Annotated in this window: 27 protein-coding genes and 2 pseudogenes; 9 read left to right on the top strand and 20 right to left on the bottom strand. The window is 71.6% G+C overall.

The annotated features are described in order from the left end of the window. Nucleotides 1–7 precede the first annotated feature (7 nt). Complete coding sequence (locus QRN30_RS05270; protein ID WP_284760584.1) at nt 8–190, top strand: hypothetical protein; 183 nt, start codon at nt 8–10, stop codon at nt 188–190. 52 nt (nt 191–242) lie between these two features. Here QRN30_RS05270 and QRN30_RS05265 read toward each other — a convergent pair whose 3' ends face one another. The 4 genes from QRN30_RS05265 to QRN30_RS05250 all read right to left on the bottom strand — a co-directional run bounded on the left by QRN30_RS05265 (nt 243) and on the right by QRN30_RS05250 (nt 2,898). Beyond that, a complete protein-coding gene (locus tag QRN30_RS05265; RefSeq protein ID WP_017886861.1) occupies nt 243–545 on the bottom strand; it encodes a putative quinol monooxygenase in 303 nt (100 codons plus the stop codon). Between the two features lie 63 nt (nt 546–608). Then, a complete protein-coding gene (locus QRN30_RS05260; protein ID WP_056069979.1) occupies nt 609–1,493 on the bottom strand; it encodes a 5-oxoprolinase subunit C family protein in 885 nt (294 codons plus the stop codon). Continuing rightward, nucleotides 1,490–2,122 (bottom strand): 5-oxoprolinase subunit B family protein, encoded by a 633-nt coding sequence (locus QRN30_RS05255; protein WP_259552995.1) that lies wholly within the window; start codon nt 2,120–2,122, stop codon nt 1,490–1,492. Before QRN30_RS05255 ends, QRN30_RS05260 begins: the two co-directional genes overlap by 4 nt. Beyond that, nucleotides 2,119–2,898, bottom strand: coding sequence for a LamB/YcsF family protein (locus QRN30_RS05250; RefSeq protein WP_056069985.1), 780 nt, complete (start codon nt 2,896–2,898; stop codon nt 2,119–2,121). The genes QRN30_RS05255 and QRN30_RS05250 overlap by 4 nt, the downstream gene beginning before the upstream one ends. Nucleotides 2,899–3,066: 168 nt before the next feature. Here QRN30_RS05250 and QRN30_RS05245 point away from each other — a divergent pair, with 168 nt between their 5' ends. Both QRN30_RS05245 and QRN30_RS05240 read left to right on the top strand, forming a co-directional pair. Then, entirely contained in the window at nt 3,067–3,237 is a 171-nt protein-coding gene (locus tag QRN30_RS05245; RefSeq protein ID WP_017886857.1) for a hypothetical protein, read from the top strand. Between the two features lie 211 nt (nt 3,238–3,448). Further along, nucleotides 3,449–4,813 carry an MFS transporter gene (locus QRN30_RS05240; protein WP_052481922.1) on the top strand — a complete coding sequence of 455 codons (1,365 nt, stop codon included), beginning with the start codon at nt 3,449–3,451 and terminating at the stop codon, nt 4,811–4,813. Nucleotides 4,814–4,912: 99 nt separating this feature from the next. On the opposite strand, the pseudogene QRN30_RS05235 reads toward QRN30_RS05240, so the two are convergent. The 4 genes and pseudogenes from QRN30_RS05235 to QRN30_RS05220 form a co-directional block, all read right to left on the bottom strand. Then, nucleotides 4,913–5,062 (bottom strand): annotated as a pseudogene (locus QRN30_RS05235) (DivIVA domain-containing protein); the annotation flags it as partial. A 9-nt stretch (nt 5,063–5,071) separates the two neighbouring features. After that, nucleotides 5,072–5,167: pseudogene (locus QRN30_RS05230) on the bottom strand (DivIVA domain-containing protein); the annotation flags it as partial. Between the two features lie 53 nt (nt 5,168–5,220). Next, on the bottom strand, nt 5,221–5,565 hold the full coding sequence (locus QRN30_RS05225; RefSeq protein WP_056069993.1) for a hypothetical protein: 345 nt from the start codon (nt 5,563–5,565) through the stop codon (nt 5,221–5,223). A gap of 145 nt (nt 5,566–5,710) precedes the next feature. Then, entirely contained in the window at nt 5,711–6,568 is an 858-nt protein-coding gene (locus tag QRN30_RS05220; protein WP_194590794.1) for an alpha/beta hydrolase, read from the bottom strand. A 125-nt stretch (nt 6,569–6,693) separates the two neighbouring features. Between QRN30_RS05220 and QRN30_RS05215 the strand changes: the two genes are divergently transcribed. The 4 genes from QRN30_RS05215 (at nt 6,694) to QRN30_RS05200 (ending at nt 9,306) form a co-directional block, all read left to right on the top strand. Beyond that, nucleotides 6,694–7,281 carry an LppP/LprE family lipoprotein gene (locus QRN30_RS05215; protein WP_140448778.1) on the top strand — a complete coding sequence of 196 codons (588 nt, stop codon included), beginning with the start codon at nt 6,694–6,696 and terminating at the stop codon, nt 7,279–7,281. 73 nt (nt 7,282–7,354) lie between these two features. After that, entirely contained in the window at nt 7,355–8,386 is a 1,032-nt protein-coding gene (locus QRN30_RS05210; protein WP_017886851.1) for a YeiH family protein, read from the top strand. A gap of 78 nt (nt 8,387–8,464) precedes the next feature. Next, the gene (locus QRN30_RS05205; protein WP_017886850.1) at nt 8,465–9,076 is read left to right on the top strand and encodes a hypothetical protein; all 612 of its coding nucleotides are present in this window, start codon (nt 8,465–8,467) and stop codon (nt 9,074–9,076) included. Continuing rightward, nucleotides 9,076–9,306: a helix-turn-helix domain-containing protein gene (locus QRN30_RS05200; protein ID WP_017886849.1), complete on the top strand. Its 231-nt coding sequence runs from the start codon at nt 9,076–9,078 to the stop codon at nt 9,304–9,306. Before QRN30_RS05205 ends, QRN30_RS05200 begins: the two co-directional genes overlap by 1 nt. Nucleotides 9,307–9,323: 17 nt before the next feature. On the opposite strand, the gene QRN30_RS05195 is transcribed toward QRN30_RS05200, so the two are convergent. Genes QRN30_RS05195 through QRN30_RS05150 form a run of 10 tightly spaced genes read right to left on the bottom strand, consistent with a single transcriptional unit; the run spans nt 9,324 to nt 20,534 of the window. Next, on the bottom strand, nt 9,324–10,142 hold the full coding sequence (locus QRN30_RS05195; RefSeq protein WP_017886848.1) for a GntR family transcriptional regulator: 819 nt from the start codon (nt 10,140–10,142) through the stop codon (nt 9,324–9,326). Then, nucleotides 10,139–10,771 carry a TetR/AcrR family transcriptional regulator gene (locus QRN30_RS05190; protein ID WP_111040109.1) on the bottom strand — a complete coding sequence of 211 codons (633 nt, stop codon included), beginning with the start codon at nt 10,769–10,771 and terminating at the stop codon, nt 10,139–10,141. The genes QRN30_RS05195 and QRN30_RS05190 overlap by 4 nt, the downstream gene beginning before the upstream one ends. Continuing rightward, nucleotides 10,768–11,391, bottom strand: coding sequence for an isochorismatase family protein (locus QRN30_RS05185; RefSeq protein ID WP_017886846.1), 624 nt, complete (start codon nt 11,389–11,391; stop codon nt 10,768–10,770). The genes QRN30_RS05190 and QRN30_RS05185 overlap by 4 nt, the downstream gene beginning before the upstream one ends. A gap of 46 nt (nt 11,392–11,437) precedes the next feature. Then, nucleotides 11,438–12,895: an MFS transporter gene (locus QRN30_RS05180; protein ID WP_194590791.1), complete on the bottom strand. Its 1,458-nt coding sequence runs from the start codon at nt 12,893–12,895 to the stop codon at nt 11,438–11,440. Nucleotides 12,896–12,938: 43 nt separating this feature from the next. Then, nucleotides 12,939–14,582 (bottom strand): amidase, encoded by a 1,644-nt coding sequence (locus QRN30_RS05175; RefSeq protein ID WP_284760583.1) that lies wholly within the window; start codon nt 14,580–14,582, stop codon nt 12,939–12,941. Continuing rightward, a complete protein-coding gene (locus tag QRN30_RS05170; protein WP_284760582.1) occupies nt 14,579–15,490 on the bottom strand; it encodes a carbon-nitrogen hydrolase family protein in 912 nt (303 codons plus the stop codon). Before QRN30_RS05170 ends, QRN30_RS05175 begins: the two co-directional genes overlap by 4 nt. Then, entirely contained in the window at nt 15,487–16,587 is a 1,101-nt protein-coding gene (gene rutA, locus QRN30_RS05165; protein ID WP_042540642.1) for a pyrimidine utilization protein A, read from the bottom strand. The genes QRN30_RS05170 and rutA overlap by 4 nt, the downstream gene beginning before the upstream one ends. A gap of 43 nt (nt 16,588–16,630) precedes the next feature. Next, nucleotides 16,631–17,668, bottom strand: coding sequence for an ABC transporter permease (locus tag QRN30_RS05160; RefSeq protein ID WP_284760581.1), 1,038 nt, complete (start codon nt 17,666–17,668; stop codon nt 16,631–16,633). After that, nucleotides 17,668–19,356 (bottom strand): sugar ABC transporter ATP-binding protein, encoded by a 1,689-nt coding sequence (locus QRN30_RS05155; protein WP_140448784.1) that lies wholly within the window; start codon nt 19,354–19,356, stop codon nt 17,668–17,670. The genes QRN30_RS05160 and QRN30_RS05155 overlap by 1 nt, the downstream gene beginning before the upstream one ends. Continuing rightward, nucleotides 19,353–20,534: a sugar ABC transporter substrate-binding protein gene (locus QRN30_RS05150; RefSeq protein ID WP_284760580.1), complete on the bottom strand. Its 1,182-nt coding sequence runs from the start codon at nt 20,532–20,534 to the stop codon at nt 19,353–19,355. The genes QRN30_RS05155 and QRN30_RS05150 overlap by 4 nt, the downstream gene beginning before the upstream one ends. 670 nt (nt 20,535–21,204) lie before the next feature. Between QRN30_RS05150 and QRN30_RS05145 the strand changes: the two genes are divergently transcribed. Together QRN30_RS05145 and QRN30_RS05140 are read left to right on the top strand one after the other, a co-directional pair. Next, on the top strand, nt 21,205–21,717 hold the full coding sequence (locus QRN30_RS05145; protein ID WP_284760579.1) for an NADPH-dependent FMN reductase: 513 nt from the start codon (nt 21,205–21,207) through the stop codon (nt 21,715–21,717). Beyond that, nucleotides 21,714–22,217, top strand: coding sequence for a flavin reductase family protein (locus tag QRN30_RS05140; protein WP_017886837.1), 504 nt, complete (start codon nt 21,714–21,716; stop codon nt 22,215–22,217). Before QRN30_RS05145 ends, QRN30_RS05140 begins: the two co-directional genes overlap by 4 nt. A gap of 121 nt (nt 22,218–22,338) precedes the next feature. Here the strand turns inward: QRN30_RS05140 and QRN30_RS05135 are convergent, their stop codons facing one another. Next, nucleotides 22,339–23,415, bottom strand: a complete 1,077-nt coding sequence (locus QRN30_RS05135; RefSeq protein ID WP_284760578.1) for an ABC transporter permease — start codon at nt 23,413–23,415, stop codon at nt 22,339–22,341. After that, entirely contained in the window at nt 23,412–24,293 is an 882-nt protein-coding gene (locus QRN30_RS05130; protein ID WP_031259546.1) for an ABC transporter ATP-binding protein, read from the bottom strand. The genes QRN30_RS05135 and QRN30_RS05130 overlap by 4 nt, the downstream gene beginning before the upstream one ends. Nucleotides 24,294–24,382 lie beyond the last annotated feature (89 nt).

Genomic DNA, 24,382 nt, shown 5'->3' with positions numbered 1-24,382 from the left:
CGGGGCCATGAGCGATCCGAAGGACGACGAGACCCTCGACGACTTCCGCGAGGCGCAGGAGACCGACTACGAACCGGAGCCGACCGTGCTCGACCCCGACGACCTCCCGGTGGTCGACGACGCGGACGACGAAGTGCTCCCCGGCGACGAACGGCCGGTGCCGCTCGACACCGACGACGACGTGGTCTGACCGACCGCGGCCGACGCCGACCCATGCGCCGTGGGGCGGCGCCGGTGTCGGCTCAGTGGAGCGGGATGGTCCGCGCGAAGGTGCGGGTGACCGGTGTCGCTTCGAGGAACGGTGCCATCGCCGGAGCACCCTCGGGCGTCGCACGCCAGGCCACGTACGTGTCGTGGTCCGCGGCGGTCGTCCACGACTCGACGACGACCATGCGCGCCGGGTCCTCGTCGTCGACCAGGACCTCGAGCGACTCCAGGCCGTGGAACGACGCGGTCTGTTCGAGCGTCTCGCGGATCGCACCCTGGAGCGCGTCTTCGGGGGCGTCGCTCTGGAACTGGACCTCGAGCAGGACGGTGATCGACATGGGGAACCTTTCGTCAGCGGTGTCCAAGCCAACTCCGGACCCCCTGCGCTTGTTCCGGGTCGGTCAGTCGAGGATGCGGAACCGGAGCGGATCACCAGGCCGGAGCTGCGCGGCACGGTCGACCGACCGGGGCGTCAGGACCGCGACGACCGGGTAGCCGCCGGTGACCGGGTGGTCGGCGAGGAACAGCACGGGGAACCCCTCGGGCGGCACCTGCAGCGATCCCGTCTCGACACCCTCGCTCGGCAGCTCGCGTGTCACGGAGCGGGCGAGCGGCGTCGCAGCCGTGGTGCGTACCCCCACGCGGTCGCTGTCCGCACTGACGGTGAAGTCCTGACCGGTCAGGGTCGATCGCCACTCCGGGGTGAACCAGTCGTCGCGCGGCCCGGGCACCACGTCGAGCACGACCGGCTCGTCCGGCCACCGCGGTTCGGGCTGCGGCACCGCGTCGACGACCGGCCACGAGACCCGGGCTCCGCCGACCGGCAGGAGGTCGCCGGCCGACAGCGGCGGCGGACCGAGGCGCGCCAGGGAGTCCCACGAGCGGCTGCCGAGCACCGGTTCCACCGCGAAGCCCCCGAGGACCGCGATGTAGGCGCGCAGGCCCACGGTCGCGGTGCCGATGCGGAGCGTGTCGCCCGGGGCCAGCAGCAGCACCTCGTGCGAGGCCGCCCCGCGGACCGATCCGTCCGCCCGCTCGACCTCGACCGGGCAGGCCGCGCCGGTGGCGGCCGCCACCACGTACGCGTCGGTGCGGAGCGTGACGGAGCCGAGCACGGCCTCCAGGACGGCCGCGTCGGCACGGTTGCCGACCAGTCGGTTGGCGAGTGCTGCGGACCCGCGGTCGGCCGCGCCGGCCGCCCCGAGGCCCATGTCGCTGAAGCCCGGGCGACCGAGGTCCTGCGTGGTCACGCCGTAGCCGACCTGCACGACGGTGAGCGCGCTCATGCCGCACCCGCCACGACGAAGCGGACGAGGGTGCCGGCTGGCGCGAGCGCCGGGGGCGTGCGCTCGAGCGACCACATCGGCACGTCGGTGCGGCCGATGAGCTGCCAGCCGCCGGGCGATGTCCGCGGGTAGACGGCGCTGAACTCTCCGGCCACCGCGACGGCACCGCTCGGGACGGCCGTGCGGGCGGTGCTGCGGCGGGGCAGGTCGAGCGGTCGATCGCTGCCGGTCAGGTAGCTGAAGCCCGGGGCGAAGCCGCAGAAGGCGCTCGTCCAGAGCTGCCCGGTGTGCCACGCCACGAGTTCGTCGCGCCGCATGCCGGTCAGTTCGGTGACGGTGTCGAGGTCATCGCCGTCGTAGGTGACGGGGATGACGAGCGGTTCGGTGTCGTGCGCTTCGAGCGTGGCGCTGACCGGGATGACGTGCGCCAGCTCCGAGCGGAGCCGACCGGTGTCCGTCGTCGCGGGGTCGAACCGGAACAGCAGCGTCCGGGCGCCGGAGACGATTTCGGTCAGGCCGGGCAGGGAGGCCTCGTCGAGCCCGGCGCGGAAGGCGACGACCTCGGCGAGCGACTCGAACGTGGCGAGGAGTGCGGTGCCGCCAGCGGAGCGGACGTCGGGACCCGTCACGGCGCGAGCGGTGCGGGCAACACGAACGGCGCGATCGTCACGCCGTGCTCGGTCAGGAGTGCTCGGATCGCACGGGCCATCGCGACGGCGTCGGGGGAGTCGCCGTGCACGCACACCGAGTCGGCACGCACCGCGATCTCGGACCCGTCGACGGCGATCGCGACGCCGTCGGTGACCATGCGGAGCACCCTCGCCGCGACCTCGTCCGGGTCGTGCAGCACCGACCCCGGCTGCTTCCGGGACACCAGCGAGCCGTCGGGTTCGTAGGCACGGTCGGCGAAGGACTCGCTCACGGCGCGGAGCCCGTGTCGTTCGGCCGCCAGCAGCAGTTCCGACCCGGGCAACGCCAGCACGGCGAGCGACGGGTCGACGTCGGCGACGGCGCGGACGACCGCCTCGGCCTGCACCGGGTCGGCGCAGGCGGTGTTGTACAGGGCGCCGTGCGGCTTGACGTAGGTGACGGCCGCGCCGGCGACGTGCGCGGTGGCCGCCATCGCCCCGAGCTGGTGGACGACGTCGGCGTACAGCTCGTCCGGTGTGACGTGCACGGGGCGGCGGCCGAAGCCGATCAGGTCGCGGTAGGCCACGTGGGCGCCGATCGCCACACCGCGTTCCGCGGCGGCGCGGGCGGTGGTGAGCATGATCGTCGGGTCGCCGGCGTGGAACCCGCACGCGACGTTGGCGCTCGAGACGACGTCGAGCATCGCGGTGTCGTCGCCCATGGCCCAGGCGCCGAAGCCCTCGCCGAGGTCGCTGTTCAGGTCGATCGTCGTCACGGGTGCTCCCTGTCGTCGCGGGTTGTTGAACAATCTACCGAGCGCCCCGGCCCGTGTCATCCGCTTCCCCCGCTCGGACGGTGGATTCCGAGGCGGGGCACGTACTGTCCGAGTCCTCAGTACCCCGGTGGCGGTGCCGCCGGGTCGATCCCTGCACTGGAGCAGCTCATGACCGACAGCAGCAACACGCACGACGCCCCGAAGAACGACCCGGAGGGCACCGAGAAGCCGGGCGGCCTCGGCGACGACAACACCATCCCGAACAACCCCGACGGCCTGGCCGCGGGCCACTCGGGCGACGACTCGCACTTCAACCCGGAAGAGGACGGCGAGCAGTAGCGGCTCCTTTCCGGCCTGCGGGTCGATGCAGAACGACACCGTCGTTGTCCTCCGACAACGGCGGTGTCGTTCTTCGTCGGCACGCATCCGCACCGACGAAACAATCAGAGCAAAACCTTCCGGCCTGCGGTTTCCGGTGCTACAGTCCCGATCACCTAGCAGCGCTAGGTATTCGAGGGCCCCGAAGCCCCCTATGACTCGAGGAGGAGTCATGTCGACACCGTCGTCGAAGGAAGAACCCACCCGCGGCATCGCCGGGACCGCGTCCCCCGCGGTCACCGCAGCCGCCGGAGCCACCGCCACGGACGCTGCTGCGTCCCGAGCGTTCTCGGTCGAGGGCATCACACAGTCCGTCAGCACCGTCCGGGTGGGTCGCGGGTACCTCTGGGGCCTGAGCTTCGCCCAGTTCGGCCTGTTCGTCGCCCTGCTCACCCCCGTCTTCGTGAGCATGTCGATCAAGGCCACGGAGCTGAACCCGACGAGCCCCGAGACCGTCGTCGGCTCGGTCCTGCCGTTCGGAGCGCTCGGTGCCCTGTTCGCCAACCCGCTGTTCGGTGCGCTCTCCGACCGCACCCGAACGCGGTGGGGTCGTCGTCGCCCGTGGATGGTCGGCGGCGTCGTGGTCTTCGTCGGATCCCTCGCCTGGCTCGCGTTCTCGCCCGACGTGCTGCAGCTCACCCTGGCCTGGGTGCTCGCGCAGGTCTCCGCCAACGCGGTGCTCTCGACCCTGACGGCGAGCTTCGCCGACAACGTGCCGGAGTTCCAGCGCGGCAAGGCCTCGAGCGTCATCGCGCTGGCGCAGAACATCGCGATCCTCGCCGGGCTCTACCTGGCCGTGTACCTGGTCGGCAACCTGCCGGTCCTGTTCATCGCACCGGGTGTCCTGGCGATCGTCGCGGTCCTCGTCTACTCGTTCGTCGCCCGTGACGACCTGCCGACGACTCCGGTCAAGCCCTTCAGCTGGGTCAACCTGATCAGCTCGTTCTGGACGAACCCCATCAAGCACCGCGACTTCGGGCTCGCCTGGTGGGGCCGCTTCCTCATCACCTTCGGCACGTTCATGTTCACGACGTACCGACTCCTGTACATGCAGGACCGCATCGGGCTCCCGCAGGGCGAGGCGGTCGGGGTCGTCGCGTTCGGCGTGCTCCTGTACACGATCGCCCTGCTCGTCAGCGCCGCGGTCTCCGGCTGGGTGTCCGACCGGATCCAACGTCGCAAGGTCTTCGTCTGGGGCTCGACGGCCATGACCGCCGTCGGTCTGGTGATCCTGGCCCACGTCGACACGGTCGGCGGGTTCTACTTCGCCGAGATCGTCCTGGGCTTCGCCTTCGGCATCTACGCCGCCATCGACACGGCCCTGGTCGTCGACGTGCTGCCCGACCCGGAGCGCCCTGGCAAGGACCTCGGCGTCATCAACATCGCGAACGCGTTGCCGCAGTCACTCGCCCCCGCCGTCGGCCTGTTCCTGCTCGGTATCGGTGGTGGCCAGAACTACACGCTCATGCTCTGGGGTGCCGGCGTCGCCGTCATCCTCGGTGCCCTGGTGATCCTGCCCATCAAGTCGGTCCGCTGACCGCCGCGACCGCCTGGAGGCGCGACCTGCGTCCGTGACGCACGCCGCGCCTCCAGGCGGTCACCTGCACCGCCGGTGACCGCTTCAGCGGGCGCCGTGCTGGCGCAGTGCGACGACGACCTCGTCGAGGAAGTCGTCGACCTGCCCCTGGTCGTACCCCTCGCGGAACTTCGTCGGCTGGAACCGCACATCCATGACCTGTTCCGGCGTGAGCGGGTCGACGGGCCGCCGCTGCTCGTACCCGGTCAGGGTGGCCTGGATCCGGTCGAGGAACGCATCGACCTGGCGCTGGTCGTACCCGTCGCGGAACTTGGTCGGCCGGAACCGCTTCTCGGACACCTCTCGTGCGAGCATGTGCTCCCCCTTCTGTCTGTCCGGCAATGCTCCCACGGGCCGGTTGCCGAGGGTCAGCGCTGCGGCGTCCGCTTGCCGAACAGTGCGTCGAGGAACCGCGAGAACCGGGACTCCGGCTCGTGGATCGTCTCGATCGAGCGGGTCGGCGACCGGAACGCCAGGTCGTGCAGCATGTTCCGCTTCGAGCCGTCCCAGTTCGCGAACAGGTAGGTCCCGCCGATGAACGACATGCTCCGGACCGGCGCGCGCTTCCACGAGTCGGCAGCCACGTAGTACCCCGCGTGGCCGGCGCGGATGTGCTGGATCACGGTGTCCACGTCGATGACACCGGTCGGTGTCACGACGGCGGTGATGCCCGTGCGGTCGCGGGCGACGTACTCGATGAGGTGTTCGGTCACGATGGAACTCTTCGTCACGGTGGTGAGACGCCACGGGGGAAGCGTGGCGAAGGGGATTCGGAACCGCCGTTGCTTCCGTTCCCAGAGTACGTCCGCCTCGGGCGCGGCGTTCCCCGATGTCCGCCGTTCGCCCGTGGAAGAGCGCTCAGCGGATGGGCGTGTGGTGGTCGGGCGTCCGGTGGTCGGGTGTCCGATCCGCCCACGCGGCGATGCGGTCGATCGCGTCGTCGAAGTCCCGCGTGCCGGGTCGGTTGAGGAACGCGTGACGGCTGTCCGGCAGGACGTGACGTTCGACGGGGACGCCCGCGTGCTCGAGCTCGCCCGCGAAGCGTTCCCCCGACCCGCGCATCACGTCCCGCTCGGCGTCGACCATCAGGGTGCGAGGGAACCGGGTGAGGTCGTCGGACGCCGGGTAGACCGCAGCGGGGTGGCCGCCCGCGTACGCCCGGTTGCTCAGGTCCAACAGCACCGGGGCGTGCGTGAACCACCGGTGTCCGCGGACGAGTCGCCGCACCGCCCGGTCGCGGGGGAGTCGGGCGTGGAAGAACCCGTAGGTCAGCACGAGGCCGACCAGTGCCGGGGCGGTCGCGACCGCGGAGGCCGCCAAGCACGCACCGGCGCTCGCCCCGCCGAGCAGCAGACCCGAGGGTGCCTCGTCCTGCAGGTGGTGGAGGACGGCGACGATCTCGTCCCGCGCGTGCGGTGCCCGTCGTCGCCCACGTGGTCCACCCCGGCCGAGCCAGGGCAGCCCGGGCAGCGGTCCGAGGCGGTAGCCGACGGTCACGACCGGCAGCCCGCGCTCGGCGAGTGCCCGTGCGACGGCGTCGGACTCGGGCAGTTCGAGGTCGCCCCGGAAGAACCCGCCGCCGTGGACCCAGACCAGGGTCGGGGCTCCCGTGCTGGCGCTCGGATCGGCCGGTCGGTACCGACGGACGGGGACCGGCCCGTGTGGTCCGTCGATCTGGTCGTCCCGGACCTCGACCCGGACGGTCCCCTGGTGCATCCCCCGCATGGGAGCAGTGTGGCAGCACGCCGGCGGACGCCACAGGCACACCGCTGCAGCGTCCGGAGGGACACATCCCGGTAACGATGCGGGCGACCGTTCGGCGGCGCAGGCAGCGTGGAGGGATGCGCCTGACGAGAACCGCCCTGATCCTGACCACTGCGACCCTGGCCGCACTGCTGACGGGGTGCTCCGGCGCGGACGGGGCGGACGGCAGCGCGGCGACCCCGACCGTGACCGAGACCGTCACCGCCCCGCCCTCCGACGCCGCGAGCACGCCGACGCCGACCCCGACCCCGACCTGCGGGCCGACGAGCGGCGCCGAGGCTGCTGCCGCGGGCATCGCGGCCCTGCCGCTGCCCGCCGGACTCGAGGACGCGAAGTGGGACGCCGCGAACGCCGACTACTCCGGCTACGACGCCTGCGCGCCGCTGTCCTGGTCCGTGGTCGAACCCGAGTTCGCCACAGCCGGCTCCCCGTACGCGATCCTGCTGTTCCACGAAGGCCGGTACCTCGGCACCGCCACTGCCGAGCAGTACGCCTTCGAGCCGACGATCGAACGACGGAGCGAGTCGGCCGTGACGGTGACCTACAAGTTCGCGAAGGCGGGCGAACCGAACGCAGCACCCTCCGGCCGGACCACGGCCACCTTCACCTGGAACGACGAGACCGGCCGCGTCGACATGACGGGTGACACCCCGCCCGCTCAGTGACGATCGGGCGCTGCCCGTCGCGGTGACGCCCGTTCCGCGAGCGCGGCATCTGCCGGCACGACATGCTGTCCTCATGCAGTCCGTCCGTGCAGCCGCCCCCGGTGTCGCCCTCGCCGTCGCGATCGGCATCGTCGCCACCCTGGTCGGCCGGGTCGTCCCGGTGGTCGGCGGCCCCGTCCCCGCCGTCCTGATCGGTGCCGTGGTGGGGTGGCTCGTCCGGCGTCGCACCGGTGGCACACTCGCGGTGCTCGCCCCCGGGGTGAAGTTCTCGTCCAGCCGGGTGCTGCAGTTCGCGGTGGTCCTGCTCGGCGCGCAGCTGTCCATCGGCGAGGTGCTGCGCATCGGCGGTGAGACCCTGCCGGTGATGCTCGCGACGCTCGTCGTCTGCCTGGTGGCCGCGTGGGGGATCGGTCGACTGCTCCGGGTGTCGGGCGCGCTCCGCACCCTGATCGGTGTCGGGACCGGCATCTGCGGTGCCTCGGCGATCGCCGCCGTGACACCCGTGATCGGCGCGGTGAGCGCCGACGTCGCCTACGCGATGTCCACGATCTTCCTCTGCAACATCGCCGCCGTCTTCGCCTTCCCGCTGCTCGGGCACGCCCTCGGCCTCAGCCAGCACGCCTTCGGCGTCTTCGCGGGCACCGCCGTGAACGACACGTCGTCCGTCGTCGCCACCGCGACCGTCTACGGTCGCCAGGCGACCGACACCGCGGTCGTCGTGAAGCTGGTGCGCACCCTGATGATCATCCCGATCGTCATCGGGCTGGCCGGACTGGAGGCCCGCCGCGCCTCCCGCGAGCAACTCGCCCCCGCCTCGGGGTCGGGCCGCGGATTCCGCGTGTTCCGCTTGGTGCCGTGGTTCCTGATCGGGTTCCTCGTGGTGGTGCTGCTCCGGACGGTCGGGGTCCTGCCCGCGTCCGTGGCACCGGGGTTCGCGACCGCCGCCTCGTTCCTCATCACGGTGGCGCTCGCCGCGATCGGCTGCTCGACGGACTTCGCGGCGCTGCGACGTGCCGGGTTCCGTCCGATGCTGCTCGGCATCGCGCTCTGGGTCCTGGTGGCTGGGACGAGCCTCGGCGTGCAGGCGGCGTTCGGGCTGCTGTAGGGGCTTGCCCGAGCCGGACCCATCGTTTATCGTTGCATCGAAATTCGATGGTATCGATGATCGACAGGGGAAGCAGCCATGACCACACCCGTCTACGAACCGCCCCGCGGGCGGAACTCCTACTTGGCCTACGTCGTCTCGTGCGCCATCGGCATCGTGTTCGTCGTCTGGCGGTACGTCGAACAGCTCGTCCAGTCGATCACCTCGGGCACGGTGGCGGTGCCGATCCGGATGCGTGAGACGAGGGCCATCCCGCAGCCCCCGGGTGGCGCGACGGTGACGTCCGACCAGCTCGTGCTCCGGGCGCCGGTCGCCGACCTGCCGGGTGGTGCGATCGGGTGCATCCGCGTCGGCGACGCCCTCGAGGTCCTGCTCGTCAGCGTCCTGATCGCCCTGGTGGCGGCGGTGGCCTGGAAGATCTCGCGCGGCGGGCTCTTCGACCGCTCGACCCCCCGGATCCTCGACTGGCTCGCCGGCGCGGTGCTGGCCGCCGGGTTCCTGCCGTCGTTCGTCCGCCGGATGGGGTGGAACTGGGTCGTGTCCGGGCTCGGCTGGGACGGGTACCTGCCCACGCCGGTGGTCGATCACCAGTTCCTGCCCGTGTACCTCGGCCTGCTCGTCGTCGTCTGCTTCCGGTTCGCGCTCACCGCCTCGCAGCGGATGGTGCGGGACCAGGCCGGGCTGGTCTGATGCCCCCGGAACAGGAGGACGGCCACGCGGTCGTCTGTCACCTCGACGATCTGCTGGCCGCGCGGGGGATGACCCTGACCGAGCTCGCCGACCGCGTCGGTGTGACCGTCGTCAACCTCTCGGTGCTCAAGAACAACCGGGCCCGCGCGATCCGGTTCTCCACCCTCACCCGACTGTGCGAGGTGCTCGGCTGCCAGCCGGGCGACGTCTTCTCGGTGCGCACGGACTGACGATCCCCGCCCGTGCCTCACGTGATCCGGGAGTCGATCACCGCCCGGTCGCCGCGGTACCGCGAGAACCCGTACTCGACGGGTGTCCCGTCGGCCAGGCACATCAACCGTTCGATGTGGAAGATCGCCTGGCCGGGATCGATGTCGAGCAGGTCGGCCGTCCACTGGTCGGCGTTCACGGTGCTCAGGAGCAGCCGTCGTGCCTCCGGCCGCGCGCCGGCCTTCCTGACGAGCACGTCCGGCACGTACTCGGTGAGCGGTTCGGCGACCAGGTCGGGGAAGCGCTCGTGCGGGACCCAGCTCGTCCGGACCCGGCTCGGTTCGCCGTCGAACGAGATGAGGCTCTCGACGAAGAAGGCGCTGCTGCCGGTCATCTCCAGGTTCCGCCGGACGGTCTCCGGCGCGGTCACCTGCTGCACGCACAGGTGCACGATGCTGAGCCGGGGCGACTCGAACACGCTGCCCCCGGCCGTCTCGCCGTAGATCGTGACCTCGTCGGACGTGCGGGCCAGGCTCACCGAGGCGACGGGCCGCACACCGAACGTGCCCGATCGCGGCGCACGGGTGAGCAGCCGTTGTTCCTTGAGCAACGCGAGGGCAGCCCGCAGGACGTTCCGCGTCGTGCCGTACAGGTCGAGCAGCTCCCACTCGTACGGCAGCGGACCGGTGAACCGCCCCGCGACGATGTCGGCCCGGATCAGGTCGGACACCTGGCGGGCCGCGTCGGAGCGTCGGTTGAACCCGATCCAGTGACCCGGTGCCGACGGAGTCGTCCCGACCCCCATGTCGGTCCAGGCAGCGGACGGGGCGAACCCCTCCGGCACGGTCCCGGTCACGAGGCCACCCCCACCGTCGACAGGTCGCCGGTCCAACCGGCCCACCGCAGGAACTCCCGGGCCAGCCGCACCGGGTAGTCGGGCGCCTGGATGTCGAGCGAGACGAACACGCGTCGGTAGAACGTCGGCCCGCCGAGCAGGTCCACGGCGATGCCGAGGTCGACGTCCGGTCGCAGGTCGCCGGCGTCCATCGCCCGCTGCAGCATCGCGTTCACCCGGAGCCGCCGGTCCAGGTGCCACTCGGCCACGGCCTCGGCGACCCGCGGCTCGTGCGACGCGGTCTCCACGATGAGCGGGAGCGCCCGACCGACCGGCGTCGCGACGAGGGCGTGCACCCATCCCCGGGTGAGGCCCAGGACACCCGCGGCGATGGGGGCATCCTGCACCGTCGGGATGTGCTCCTCCATCAGCCGGATCACGGTCTCGGTGAGCAGGACCTCCTTGCTCGACCACCGCCGGTAGATCGTCGCCGCACCCACGCCGGCCGCGTCGGCGACGGCCCGGATCGTGAACGCCCGGGGGTCGCCCTCGGCCAGGATCTCGACGCACGCGGTGTACACGGACTCGCCGACGGCAGCGCTGCGCGGCCGGCCCCGGACCGGCGCCTCGATGCGCGTCGTGGTGCTCATGCCGCGTCCCAGTGCTCGAGGACCCGGTCCATGGCCCAGACCTCGCCGATCTTGGCGGCGATGTCGAACAGGTTCGCCTCGTGCACGCTCGGCAACCGGTCGCCGACGGCTTCGCGCACGACGATCGGGACGAAGCCGTGCTGCATGGCGTCCGTGGCGGTCGCGCGGATGCACCCGCTCGTCGACAGCCCCGCGATGAAGAGCGTGTCGACGCCGCGGGCGACGAGGTCGGCGGCCAGGGACGTGCCGAAGAACGCGCTCGGGTACTGCTTGGGCACCACGGTGTCGCCGTCGAGGGGTTCGAGCCCGTCGACGAACGCCCCCGTGGACGCACCCGGCAGGTACGCGGCGAGTGCCGGCACCTTGCGGAAGAACACGCCGGCGTTGGACCCGTCGGCCGAGAGCGCCATCGTGGTGATCGCCACGTGCACCCCGGCTGCCCGAGCGGCGGTCGTGAGCTCCCGCATCCGTTCGACGGGTTCCTCGACCCCCGCGTAGAGCCCGCAGCCGGGGTCCACGTACGCGCGGACCGGGTCGACGACGACGAGCGCAGCGCGTCGTCCTGGCTGCAGCGTGCCGGTGAAGCCGGCTGCCGCGTAGTCCTGGTGGTCGTCGGTCATGGTGTCCTGCTTCCGTCGTGGGTGGTCGTTGCCAGGGTGAGGACGGTCACGTGGACGCCCCCGGCTCGGGGAGGGGACCCGACCTGTCGGGTCGGAGTGGCGCCTCCCGGTCGGGAGGCCCGAACGGACCGAACGCGACGATGAGCGCCCCCAGGGCCGCGCAGCCGGCGAACGTCAGCGCCGCGGCGCGGACGCCGTCGACGAACACCTGGACGTCGCCGGACGGCAGGCTGAGCAGGCTGCCGTCGTAGGCCGCGGCCGCCTGCGCCGCGGACAGGCCGCCCGTCGCGATCGCGAGGCCGAGTGCCGTCGAGAACAGGAAGCCGGCGTTCTGCAGGGCCGACCGGATGGCGTTCGCGATGCCGCGGCGGTGCTCCGGGACGCGGGTCATCAGTGCCGACGTGCTCGGCGTCATGAACACGCCCGTGCCGACCCCGACGGCGCCGAGGCCGGTGGCGGTGACGGCGTAGGCGTCGCCGTCGGCGAGGGACACCGCGAGCACCGCGGCGCCGAGCGCGATCAGGAGCATGCCGATGGTCGACAGCGTCCGCGCGGCGACCCGACGGGCGAGGAAGCCCGCGCTCACCGCTGCGACCGTCGTGCCGATGGGCGTGGGCAGCACCCAGAGCGCGGCGTCGACAGCGTCCTTGCCGTCGACGGCCTGGAACGACAGCGACGCCAGCAGGACCAGTGCGTAGCTGGACAGGGCGCACAGCCCGGCGGCGGAGAACAGGGTGATGGTGGTGCGGTCGCGGAAGATCGCCGGGTCGACGAGGGGGTGCGCGACCCGGCGTTGCGTCCACACGAACACACCGCCGAGCACGACCGCGCCGGCGGTCATCGCGACGACGGGCACGGCCGACCAGCCGATCGAGCCGCCGGTCGAGACCGCACCGACGAGCAGCCCGACGGCCGTGACGGACAGGACTGACCCCGGCACGTCGAGGCGCTCGCCGGAAGGGGGACGCGTGCTGTGCGGGATCAGCCGGAGCGACCAGATGAGTCCGGCCAGTGAGATCGGCACGCCGGCGAGGAAGATCCACCGCCACCCGAACGACTCGGCGACCAGCCCGCCCACGACGGGCCCGATGACCTGGCCCACCGCGGCGACGGTGGCGTTCAGGCCGAGGCCGAGCGACAGGATCGACTCCGGGAAGACATCGGTGAGCAGCGCGGTCGTGTTGGTGACGATCGCTGCCGCCCCCACGCCCTGCACGAGTCGGGCACCGAGCAGCACCGCGGCGTCCGGGGCGAAGCCGCAGGCGAGGGAGGCGAGCAGGAAGACGAGGATGCCGGCGATGTACAGACGGCGCCGACCGACGAGGTCGGCGATGCGCCCGAAGACCAGGATGAGGGTGGTCGTGGTGAGCATGTAGCTGAGGAGCACCCAGCTGGACTGCACGGCGCTGGCGTCGAGGTCACGGCTGACGTCGGGGAGCGCGATGAGGAGCGCGCTCGAGGAGATGAAGACGAGGACGACGCTCAGGCTCGACGCGCAGAGCACCTGCCAGGCGCGTCGCCGGGCAGCGCCCTCGTCGATGGTGCGGCTACCGATCGGTCGGCCCTCGCACGGCGGACGACGGCGGCACCAGGCGGTGGTGCGTCGTGACCCGCTGGAAGGCGGCGGCCGCGGACAGCACCAGGCGGTCGTCCCACGGCCGCGCGACGAGCTGCACGCCGACGGGCAGGCCGTCCGGCGCGGTGCCCGCCGGCATCATCAGCGCGGGGAACCCCACGTAGTCGAACAGCCGGGTGTTCCGGGGGATGACGTCGTGCAGGTTGAACCGCTCGCCGTCGACCGACATCGTCAGGTCGTCGAGCCGCGGGGCGGTGGCGCCGATCCCGGGGGTGAGCACCACGTCCACGCCGGCTTCGTCCATCCGCGCGACCATCGCGGCCTGCACGAGCGGGCGACGGCGGAGTGCCCGGAGGTAGTCCGCCGCGGTCGGCAGGAACGAGACGTCGAACCGCGCGCGGGTGCCGGCGTCGAACAGGTCGGCCGTGTCGGCGTTGGCCTCCTGGTTCGCGGCGAGCTCCCCGTAGAACACCGTCCAGCACTCAGAGTCGATCGACTCCAGGTCGTCGAACTCGATCGGCACGAGTGTCGCGCCGAGCTCGCGGAAGCGCTCGACCGCCGCAGCGTGTGCGTCGAGCACCGCGCGGTCGACGCGTTCGGTGAACCAGTCGAGCGGGACCCCGATCCGGAGCCCCTCGACCCGTTCGGGCGCGGCCTCGATGAGCGGCACGGTGGGGAACGTCGTCGGGTCCTCGCCGTCGGAACCGGCGATGACCGCCAGGACGAGGGCGAGGTCCTCGGCCGAGCGTGCCATCGGGCCGACGTGGTCGAGCGTCCACGACAGGCTCGCGACCCCGGTGCGCGGCACGAGGCCGTACGTCGGCTTGATCCCCGTGGTCCCGCAGAGGGCGGACGGGACGCGGATCGATCCGCCGGTGTCGGACCCGAGCGCGAGCGGGACGATCCGGGCGGCCAGCGCCGAACCCGACCCGGTCGAGGAGCCACCGGTCCAGCGCTCGGGGTCCCACGGGTTCCGCACGGCGCCGTACCGGGCGTTGTGCGGCCCGCCGCAGGCGAACTCGGTGGTGGCCGCCGTGAACACCGGGATCGCGCCGGCGGAGCGGAGCCGAGCCACGACGGTGGCGTCCTTCGGGGCCACACGGTCACCGGTCTGGAGCGAGCCGCTCGTGACGATCGTCCCCGCGACGTCGATGATGTCCTTCACCGCGAACGGGATGCCCTCGAGCGGTCGGGCCTCGCCGTCCGCCCAGCGGCGGGTGGACTCGGCGGCGGCTTCCTCGGCCCCCTGCACCAGGCGCAGGACGGCGTCCGACCAGACGTCGTCGCTCGTCCAGTGCGGGGCGAGTGCGGCGAGGACCTCGGAAGGGGTCGTGGTGCCGGACCGGTACGCGGCGAGGAGTTCGACGACCGAGGCGCCAGCGGGGTCGGTGGCAGCCCGGGACGCCGCCAGGTCGTCGTCCGGACCGGCAGCGGTCGGCGCCGGGGCCCCGTCGATCGCCGCGCCGAGGAGCCGGCCGAACAGCTGCGCGCTGTGGGCCGGTTCCGCGGGCAGCGCCGACGGGGCGGCGGGCAACGGGTTCGCGCGGCTCGCGGCCAGCGCGCGGTCGAGCTGCGGTGCGATGGTGCCGCGGACCAGGGCAGCGACGTCCGTCACGCCGGGACCGCCGCCGCTGCGTGGGCGTCGGCCAGGTACCGGAACACCCCGGGCTGCCGGTCACGTCCGAGCGGGAAGTCCCGGCGGGCTGCCGCGACCTCGCCGACGTCGACGGTGGCCCGGATGATCGGCCCCGCCTGGTGGGCGGGGGCCGAGACGACCAGGTCACCCCGTGGTGAGACGACCGAGGACCGACCGAAGTAGCTGACGGTCTTGCCGTCGACGGTTTCTTCGCCGCCGCGGTTCGGGGCGAGGACCCACGTCTGCGTCTCGAGCGCGCGGACCTGCAGTTCCTGGGTGAACAGGGTCTCGCGGAAGCCCATCGACGACACGAGCACGAGCATCACCTCGGCCCCGGCGGCACGTGACGCGAGCCAGTACTCGGGGAAGCTCCGGTCGTAGCAGATGAGCATGCCGAAGCGGGTGCCGAGCGCGTCGAACACGACCGGTCCGGAACCGGCGGCGAAGTAGTGCTTCTCGTCGACGTCGGAGATCGCGTTCGTCGGGATCGACGTCTTGCGGTACGACGCCACGCGGTCGCCGTGCACGTCGGTGCCGTGCACGAGCGTGCCGTCGGCGTCGATGAGCACCGCGCTGTTGTACTGCGCATCGCCCGCGTCCTCGTAGAGACCGAAGGCGACGGCGGTGCCCAGCCGCTTCGCCGCGCTCGCGAAGCGGGCGGTCGCCGGACCGGGGACCGGCTTTGCCCAGGACTTCCGGCTGTCGTTGACCACGCCGCAGAAGTAGGGCGTGGTGCAGAGCTCGGGGAACACGACCAGGTCGGCACCCTCCGCGGCCTGCTCGAACAGGGCGATGAGTTCGTCGAGTGCGGTGTCGCCGTCAGCGGGGGTCTCGCCGGCCTGGACGACCGCGACCTCGATGACCGGTCGGCTCGCGGCGGCGCTCATGCGGTGACCGCGCTCGGAGCAGCGGACGCGACGCCCTCGCGGGTGCGCATCAGCGGCTGGATGCGGGTGCCGAAGTCGTCCATCCCCTGCAGGAAGTCGTCGAACACCAGCATGATGCCCTTGGTGCCCTCGACGGCGGCGGCTTCGTCGAGCATCGCGGCGACGTGCTCGTAGGAGCCGACGAGCGTGCCCATGTTCATGTTCACGGCCCCCTCGGGCAGCGAGATCCGCTTGGCCGTGTTGCCGTCCTCGCCCTCGGCGTCGGTGAGCGCCTGGCCGGTCATCCAGGCGATGGCCTCGACGTCGACCCCGTCGCTGTACCGCTCCCACTTCGCCTGGGCGGCCTCGTCGGTCTCGTCGGCGATCACCATGAAGAGCACGTAGGAGCCGACGTCACGGCCGGTCTTCTCGCGTGCCTCGAGCAGGGCCTGGTTCTGTTCGGCGTAGGCGGTCGGGGTGTTCACACCGACGCCCATCGAGAAGTTGTAGTCCGAGTACTCCGCGGCGAACGCCATGCCCTGGGACGACTGACCGGCCGAGACGATCGGGATGTGCGACGTCGGCCGCGGCAGCATCCGGCAGTCGTCCATCTGGAAGTACTCGCCGTGGAAGTCGCTCCGGCCGGTCTCCCACAGCTCCTTCATCACCTGCATGTACTCGGTCTGGTACGCGTAGCGGCGCTTGAAGTGCACCTCGTCGCCCGGCCACAGGCCCATCTGGTCGTACTCCGCCTTCTGCCACCCGGCGACCAGGTTCAGCCCGAAGCGGCCGTGCGAGATCGAGTCGACGGTCGCCGCCATGCGTGCCGCGATCGCCGGCGGGATGGTGAGGACCGCGGTCGTCGCGAACAGGCGGATCCGTTCGGTGCGGGCGGCGAGACCGGCCATCAGGGTGAAGGACTCGAGGTTCTCGTCCCAGAAGCCGCTCGGGCCACCGAAGCCGCGCAGCTTGATCATCGACAGGGCGAAGTCGAAGCCGTACGCCTCGGCCTTCTGCACGATCTCGAGGTTCAGGTCGAACGACGGCTTGTACTGGGGCGACGTGGTGGAGATGAGCCAGCCGTTGCTGCCGATCGGGATGAAGACTCCGATGTCCATGGGGAACTCGCTTTCTGTGGTGGGTGTCGAAGGGGGAGCAGGGTCAGGGACGCTTCGCGGCGGCCTTGGCGGCGGTCGCGACGGAGTGCCGCCGGATGGTCTGCGAGACGGCGACGGCGACGATGAGGGCGCCGCCGTAGAAGAGCTGCTGCACGAAGTTGTCGGCGCCGAGCATCTGCAGACCGACCACGCCGGAGAACAGGAAGTACACGGCGATGAACGTGCCGATCGCGTTGAAGCGCCCCGGGACGATCGCGGTCGCACCGAGGTAGCAGGCGGCGAACGCGGGGAGCAGGAACGACTGTCCGCTCGACGGGTCGGCGCCGCCGAGGGTGCCGGCGTAGACGACCCCGGCCACCGCGGCGGTGAAGCCGGCGCCCACGAACGCACCGACCCGGAGCCGTCGGACGTTCAGCCCGGAGAGTTCCGCGACGATGCGGCCGGTGCCGACGAACAGCAGCCGTCGGCCGACCGGGGTGGCGCTCAGGACGACCAGGACGACGACCGTGGCGATCAGGCCGTAGACGAACGCGAGCGGCAGGCCTGCGAGCCCGCGCCACCCGACCGTGGCCTGCACGAGTGCCGGGTCGATGCCCGTCACCGAGGACGACACGCTCATCCACTGGATGATCCCGATCATGAAGGTCGACGTGCCGAGGGTGACGATGAACGAGTCGATGCGGAACCCGACGGTCAGCAGCCCGTTGACCAGGCCCACGACGACGCCGATGACCAGGCCTGCGGCGATCGCGGGCACGAGCGGGACGTCCATCTTCGCGTTGAGCACGGCGATGGTCATCGCGGAGAGCGACATCGTCGAGGCGCCGGACAGGTCGAACTCACCGGCGGTGAGCGGGAACAGGAACCCGAGCGCCAGGATGAGCAGCACCGACTGGGACCCGAGGATGTTCTGCAGGTTGCCGAGGGTCGGGTACGTGTCGGGCAGCGCGATGCTGAACGCGATGACGATGACGAGCCAGGCGCCGAGCAGCGCGTACCGCTCGGTGTGTCCCCACGAGAAGCGCGGGCGGGTCGGACGGACGATCGAGGTCTCGAGGACGGGGTCGGCGGTGGTGGACATCAGGCGTTCTCCTTGACTGCGGAGGAGGCATCGGGGGAGGGCGAGCCCGCGGGGGACGGGGACCCGGTGGGTGACGCCTGGGCATCTCGGTCGACGAGGCTCGCCACGACCGCGGCCGCGATGACGTCGCGGTCGACGCGGTCGTCGGTCAGCACGTCGTGCACGCGACCCTGGGCGAGGACGACGACGCGGTCGCAGACCTGCGCGAGCTGGTCGTAGTCGGTGGAGGCGCAGACGATGGTCACGCCCTGCTCGGCGCTCCGTCGGAGCATCGAGAAGATCGCGGCGCGTGCCCCGACGTCGATGCCCTGGGTCGGCTCCTGCAGCAGCACGAGCCTCGGGGCGTCCTGCATCCACTTGGCCAGGACGGCCTTCTGCTGGTTGCCGCCCGACAGCGTGCCGAACAGGGCGGCCGGGTCGGCTGGTCGGACGTCGTAGTCGCGGACGAGTCCCGCGACGTGGGCGCGTTCCCGCGCGGGCGAGAGGCCGAGCAGTCCGCGGAGCTTGCCGAGGACGGGGAGCGTGACGTTCTGCTCGACGGACAGGGTGAGCGCCCCGCCCTCGCGCTTGCGGTCTGCAGGAACGTAGACGACGCCGCAGGCGATCGACGAACCGGGCGTCACCCGCGTCAGGTCGACCGGAGCGGGTGTCGCCCCGTCGTGCCGCACGGTGAGCGAGCCCGTCGCGGGGCGTGCCCCGTACAGGCCGGGCAGCACGTCCTCGACGCCGGAGCCGGCGAGCCCGGTGATGCCGACGACCTCGCCGTCCGCCACGTCGAACGACAGACCGTCGACGACGCCGACCCGCAGGTCCCGCACCGTCACGACGGCGTCGCCGGTGGTCGCCGGGCGCGGAGTCCTGGCGGCGGGACCGTCCAGTCCGCGTCCGACGATGAGGGAGACGAGCTCGTCCGCCGTCGTCGTGGCGGTGTCCCGGTGCGCCTGGACCCGGCCGGCCCGCAGGACGGTGACACGGTCGGCGTGTTCGAGGACCTCGGACATGTCGTGCGACACCAGCAGCGCCGAGGTGCGGCCGTCCGCGACCAGGTCCTGCACGACCCGGAAGAGCAGGTCGGCGTCCTCCTTCGGCAGGAAGACCGTCGGCTCGTCGAGCACGATGAGCGCCCGGTCGTCGCCCAGCTCGGCGACGGCCCGCAGGATCGCGACGAGCGCCTTCTGGGTGTCGGTGAGTTCGTCGATCCGGGCCCGTGGGTCGATGTCGACCCCGTACCGCGCGAACAGCTCGGCCGCGGCACGGTGCTCGGCGCCCCAGCGGACGAAGGGTCCACGCCCGGCCACCACGGTCGCGAGCCGCAGGTTCTCGGTCACACCGAGCGAGGGGACGAGTGCGAGGTCCTGGTGGACGAAGCTGATCCCCACACGGCGGAAGTACCCGGGAGGCACCGGTAGTGGCAGCCGGGCGCCACGGACCTCGATCGTCGCGCCCGGTTCCGGCGCGTAGGTGCCGGACAGGACCTTGATGAGGGTCGACTTGCCGGAGCCGTTCTCGCCGAGCAGCGCGTGCACCTGGCCCGGCAGGACCTCGAGGTCGACGTCGTCGAGTGCGGTCAGCCCGCCGAAGCGCTTCGTGAGCCCGCTGATCCGCAGGACCGGCGCGGTGTCCGCACCCGTGCCGACGACCGCAGCCGACGATGCGGAGCCGAGCCGTGCCTCCCGGGTGGCGGTCACTCGGCCGCGCCCCAGATCGCTTCGTACCCGGTCTTGTACGCGTCGCCGTAGCCCTTGCTCGGCGCCGGCGGCGTGCCGGTCGCGTCGACGTTGTCCTTCGTGAAGACCTTGAGCGGGGTCTTCTCGTCGCCGTCCTCGATGATCGGCGTGCCGGTCAGGACACGGCCGGCCTGGTCGAGCGTCGCGTAGGCGAGCCACTCCATGTTCTCGCCGATGTCCATCGTGAGGACGCTGCCCTCCTGCAGGATCTTCAGCACCGCGGGGGTGCCGTTGTACGAGGAGGTGAAGACCTGGCCGGTCTTGCCGGCAGCGGTCACGCCGGCCTCGACGTAGAGCGTCATCGAGTCGTAGACCGGCAGGACGTAGTCGAGGTTCGGGTCGGACTGCACGGCGGACTGCACGGTCGACGAGATCTTCGTCGCCCAGTCGGCGACGGGGACGTTGGTCACCTTCACCTTGCAGCCGTCGCACTGCGCCTCGAACTCGTCCTGCATCGCCGTGACGATGCCGTCGGACGGGGGCACCTCGGACGACGTGATGATGAGGACGTCGCCCTGACCCTTGGTCTCCTTGATGGCCCAGTCGGCGTTGAGCTTCGCGGCTTCGTGGAACGGGGCGGTCACCTGTGCGGCCACGAGCCCCTGCAGCTGGTCCGGCAGCGCTTGCCCGGTCTGGTAGGTGTGGCTGATCAGCACGGGGATGCCCGCTGCCTTCGCACGCTTCAGCGCCGGGACGATCAGCTCGCCGTTGACACCCTGCGCCAGCACGATGATGTCGGCTCCGCGGCTGATCGCCTGGTCGATGCCGGCGGAGTGCTCGGTGGGTGTGCCCTGGTTCGTGTACTCGATCCACTTGGCGCCGTACTGCTCGGCGACCTTCTCGCCGGCCTCGTCGACCGCGGTGATGAACGGGACGGCTGACGAGTTCGGGATGTTGAAGATCGTCTTGCCGGCGATCCCCGACATGTCGAAGCGCGCGCCCTCGAAGGTGAACGCCGGGTCGACGCTGGCGGCCTCGATCTGGCTCGTGGCGTGCTCGACGCCGGCGGTGACGTCACCGGAGCTCGTCGACGCGGTCGAGGTGGCGGAGCACGCGGACAGGAAGAGCACGCCGGAGATCGCGGCGGCGAGGAGCACGGGACGCGACGGACGCGTTCGGGACGGAGCGGGGGACGACATCGGTCGGGGACCTCCTGGACGGGTGGAGCAGCGAAGGTGCGGGGGCGGGGGAGCCGGTGCGGGGACGGGCGGCGGGGACGGGCGGCGGGGACGCCGAAGGCCCCGCGGCGCGGGGTGGAGCGTGCAGGGAGCCGGGGACGGGCGGCGGGGCATCGGATCGGGGCAGGGCCGACGGTGTGGCGGATCGCCGGTGACGCCGGCCGCTGCAGTGGGGCTGATGCGAATGTAACGGCCAGGGCGTGCCGACAGAGGGTCGCCCGGTAACGGTCCTGTTAGGCGTTTGTTTCGCTGGTGTTAGGCCACCTGCGGCGCCCGCCGCGGAGGGTCGTCCGCCCCACGGATCCGGGGCGGACGACTGCGCCACCGACCCGCGTGCAGGGGCGGATCCGGGCGGTGACGGGCCGGCGACGGCGGGGCGAAACACGCCGGACCCATCCGAGGCGACTTCCGGAAACGGCGCTCTCACAATCCGGCGCGGTCAGTGGGGACAGCGCCTGGCGGAATGGCGGAGCGGCCCGGACGCGCAGCCGCGCTGACCGGGACATTCGGGTGCCGCAGGGCCGGGGCAGCTGGCGTAACCCAGCCGATACGGACGCGGTACGGCGGCGAAACGAACGAGCGGTGGACTGCACCAAGCACCCACCACCCGCCCATCGACAGGAGCACCCCGATGATCATCACCGTCGTCGCCGGCAACCCCAAGCCGGCCTCACGGACACTCGACGCCGCGACGGTCGTGCTCGAGCGGCTCACCGGCCGGGCCCCGGACCACGTCGTCGACGTCATCGACCTCGGAGCCGGACTGCTCGGCTGGGGCGACCCCGCCGTCTCGGACGCCGTCCGCACCGTCGCCGGCTCCGACCTCGTCGTCGTCGCGTCGCCGACGTTCAAGGCGACGTACACCGGCGTGCTCAAGCTGTTCCTCGACCAGTTCGGCACCGGCGACGGACTCGCCGGCGTCGTCGCGGTGCCGCTCATGCTCGGTGCCGGTCCGGCGCACGCCCTCGCTCCGGAGGTCTTCCTCAAACCGGTGCTGGTCGAACTTGGCGCGACCGTCGTCGCCCCAGCCCTGTACCTGAACGACAAGCACTACTCGGACCCCGCATCGACCGACGTGTGGCTCGCCCGCTGGCAGAACGTCGTCCTCGCCGCCGCCGCTCACCAGGAAGGAACCGCGTCATGATCAGCCCCTACTCCACCGAGGCCCCGGACCGCTCCGCGCTCAAGCAGGCGTTCTCCGGGTTCCCGTGCGGTGTCGCCGCGCTCTCCGCCGTCGTCGACGGCGAACCGACCGTGCTCGTCGCGTCCTCGTTCACGGTCGGCGTCTCACAGGACCCACCGCTCGTGATGTTCGCCGTGCAGCACACGTCGACTACGTGGCCGGTACTCCGCGACGCCGGCACGATCGGGGTCTCGATCCTCGGTGAGGGGCACGCGCAGGTCACCCGGCAGCTCGCATCGCGGGACAAGTCGATCCGGTTCGTCGGTGTCGACACGACGGTCGCCGAGACGGGCGCGGTGTTCCTGCAGGGGGCGCCGATCTGGCTGGAGTGCTCGGTCGAGCACACCTACCCGGCCGGCGACCACGACATCGTGGTGCTCCGGGTGCTCGGACTCATGTCCGACTTCGCGCACAATCCGCTGGTCTGGCACCGGTCCGCCTTCGCGACGCTGACCGCCTGACCGGCGCCGGGCAACGGACGGGAGGCCCGCCCCACGTGAGCAGGTCTGCTCACGCTGGGCGGGCCTCCCGTCCGGGGCAGCCGGGTGCGCCGGGTGCGCTGGGCCTGCCGGTCCTGCGGCGTCAGCCGCGCAGCGCCTCCGACAGCTTCACGCGACTGCCGGTGCGGAGCAGCGCGTTCTCGTAGACGCGGGCACCGATGACCACGACCGCGACGACCGAAGCGGCGACGATGACGAGCGACAGGATCGGCTCCCACCACTCGGCGGTCCCCAGGAAGATCCGCATGGGCATGCCGATCGGGGCGCTGAACGGCACGTACGACATGATGCCGAGGATCGTCGGGTTGTCGTACGCGACGATGATCAGGAAGTACGGGATCATCACGAGCATCATCACCGGGGTGGTGACGCTGCCGACGTCCTCTTGACGTGACACCAGCACGGCCGCCGCGGCGAACAGCGACGCGAGGAGCACGAACCCGATCGCGAAGAAGCCGATGAACCACAGGATGCTCGGGCCGAGCATCGCGAACATGTTGTCCTGCCCGGTCACCGCCAACGTGACGATGGCGGCGACGGCCACCGCGACGATCTGCGCGAAGGCCATGATGCTGTTGCCGAGCACCTTGCCGGCGAGCAGCGCCCGGGCCGGGATCGCGGACATCAGGATCTCGACCACCCGCGTCGACTTTTCCTCGACGACGCTCTGCGCGATCGACTGGCCGAACGTCACCGCCGACGCGAAGTACACGACGCCGAACGCGATGGCGATGAGGTACACCAGCCCGCCCGGCAACGCGTCCGGGTCGAGCAGCTCGATGCGCGGGGTGACGCTCAACGCCGAGACGACCTCGGACGGGGCCTCGTCGAGCCCGACGACCTTGTAGCCGAGCGGGTCGTCCGACGGCACGATCGCGGCGTCGACGTCGCCCTTCGTGACGAGCCGTTCGGCGTCGTCGACCGATGCCGACTTCGTGACGTCGAGCCCACCGGTGGTCGGCAGCGCGACACCGTCGACGACCGCGACCGCGGTGGTGTCGTCGGCGGTGGCCTTGCTCACGATCCCGCCGACGACGATCGAGGCGACCACCATGCCGATCAGGATGAGTGCCGAGACCACGAAGGCCTTGCTGCGGATGCGTGCCTGGATCTCGCGTGCGGAGACGAGCCGCACGGCCTGCACGAAGGAGCTGTTCATCGGACGACCTCCCGGAAGACCTCGCTGAGCCGCGGCACCCGCGGCGAGAACGACCCGACGGAGCCGTGCTGGACGGCACGCTGCAGGACGCGCTGGGCGGTGGCGGCGTCGGCCTCGAAGACCGCGTAGCCGCCGTCGAACTCCCGCACGGCCACACCCGGCTCGTCGCGGAGCCAGGCGACGTCGCCGTCGACCAGCAGCTCCCACGCGGCGGGGCCGGCCTGCTTGCGGAGTTCCTCCTGCGGACCGGCGGCGCGGATCGTGCCACCGGCGATGACCACGACGTCGTCGCACAGCCGTTCGACCACGTCGAGCTGGTGGCTCGAGAACAGCACCGGGACGCCACGGGCGGCGGTCTCGCGCAGGACACCGAGCACCGTGTCGACGGCCATCGGGTCGAGGCCCGAGAACGGCTCGTCGAGCACGAGCACCTCGGGGTCGTGGGCCAGCGCCGCCGCGATCTGCACGCGCTGCTGGTTGCCGAGCGAGAGCTTCTCGACGGCGTCGCCTGCGTGCTGCGTGAGCTCGAGTCGTTCGAGCAGTTCGCCGGTGCGGGTCGTCGCGGTGCGCTTGTCGACGCCGTGCAGCCGGGCCAGGTAGGTGATCTGCTCGGCCACCGGCATCTTCGGGTACAGGCCGCGTTCCTCGGGCATGTAGCCGAAGCGGCGGCGGTCGGCGGGACGGACCGCGGTGCCGTCGATCGAGACCGTGCCCGCGTCGGCCTGGAGCACGCCGAGCATGATGCGCATGGTGGTGGTCTTGCCGGCGCCGTTGCCGCCGACGAAGCCGGTGAGGCGGCCGCTGCCGACCGTGAACCCCACGTCGTCGAGCACCTGGCGGTCACCGAAGTGCTTGGTCACCCCTTCGATGGTGAGCATGTCGTTCCCCTTCGTCACGACGCTGGTCGTCGCTGCGCTCGACGCTATTGGCCGGGAGGCACGCCCCGCCTCCGCCGCCAGGCGGGATT

The organism is Curtobacterium sp. MEB011 (assembly GCF_030209655.1).
GTDB classification, from domain to species: Bacteria; Actinomycetota; Actinomycetes; order Actinomycetales; family Microbacteriaceae; genus Curtobacterium; species Curtobacterium poinsettiae.
This window is presented reverse-complemented; position numbering and strand designations above follow the sequence as displayed.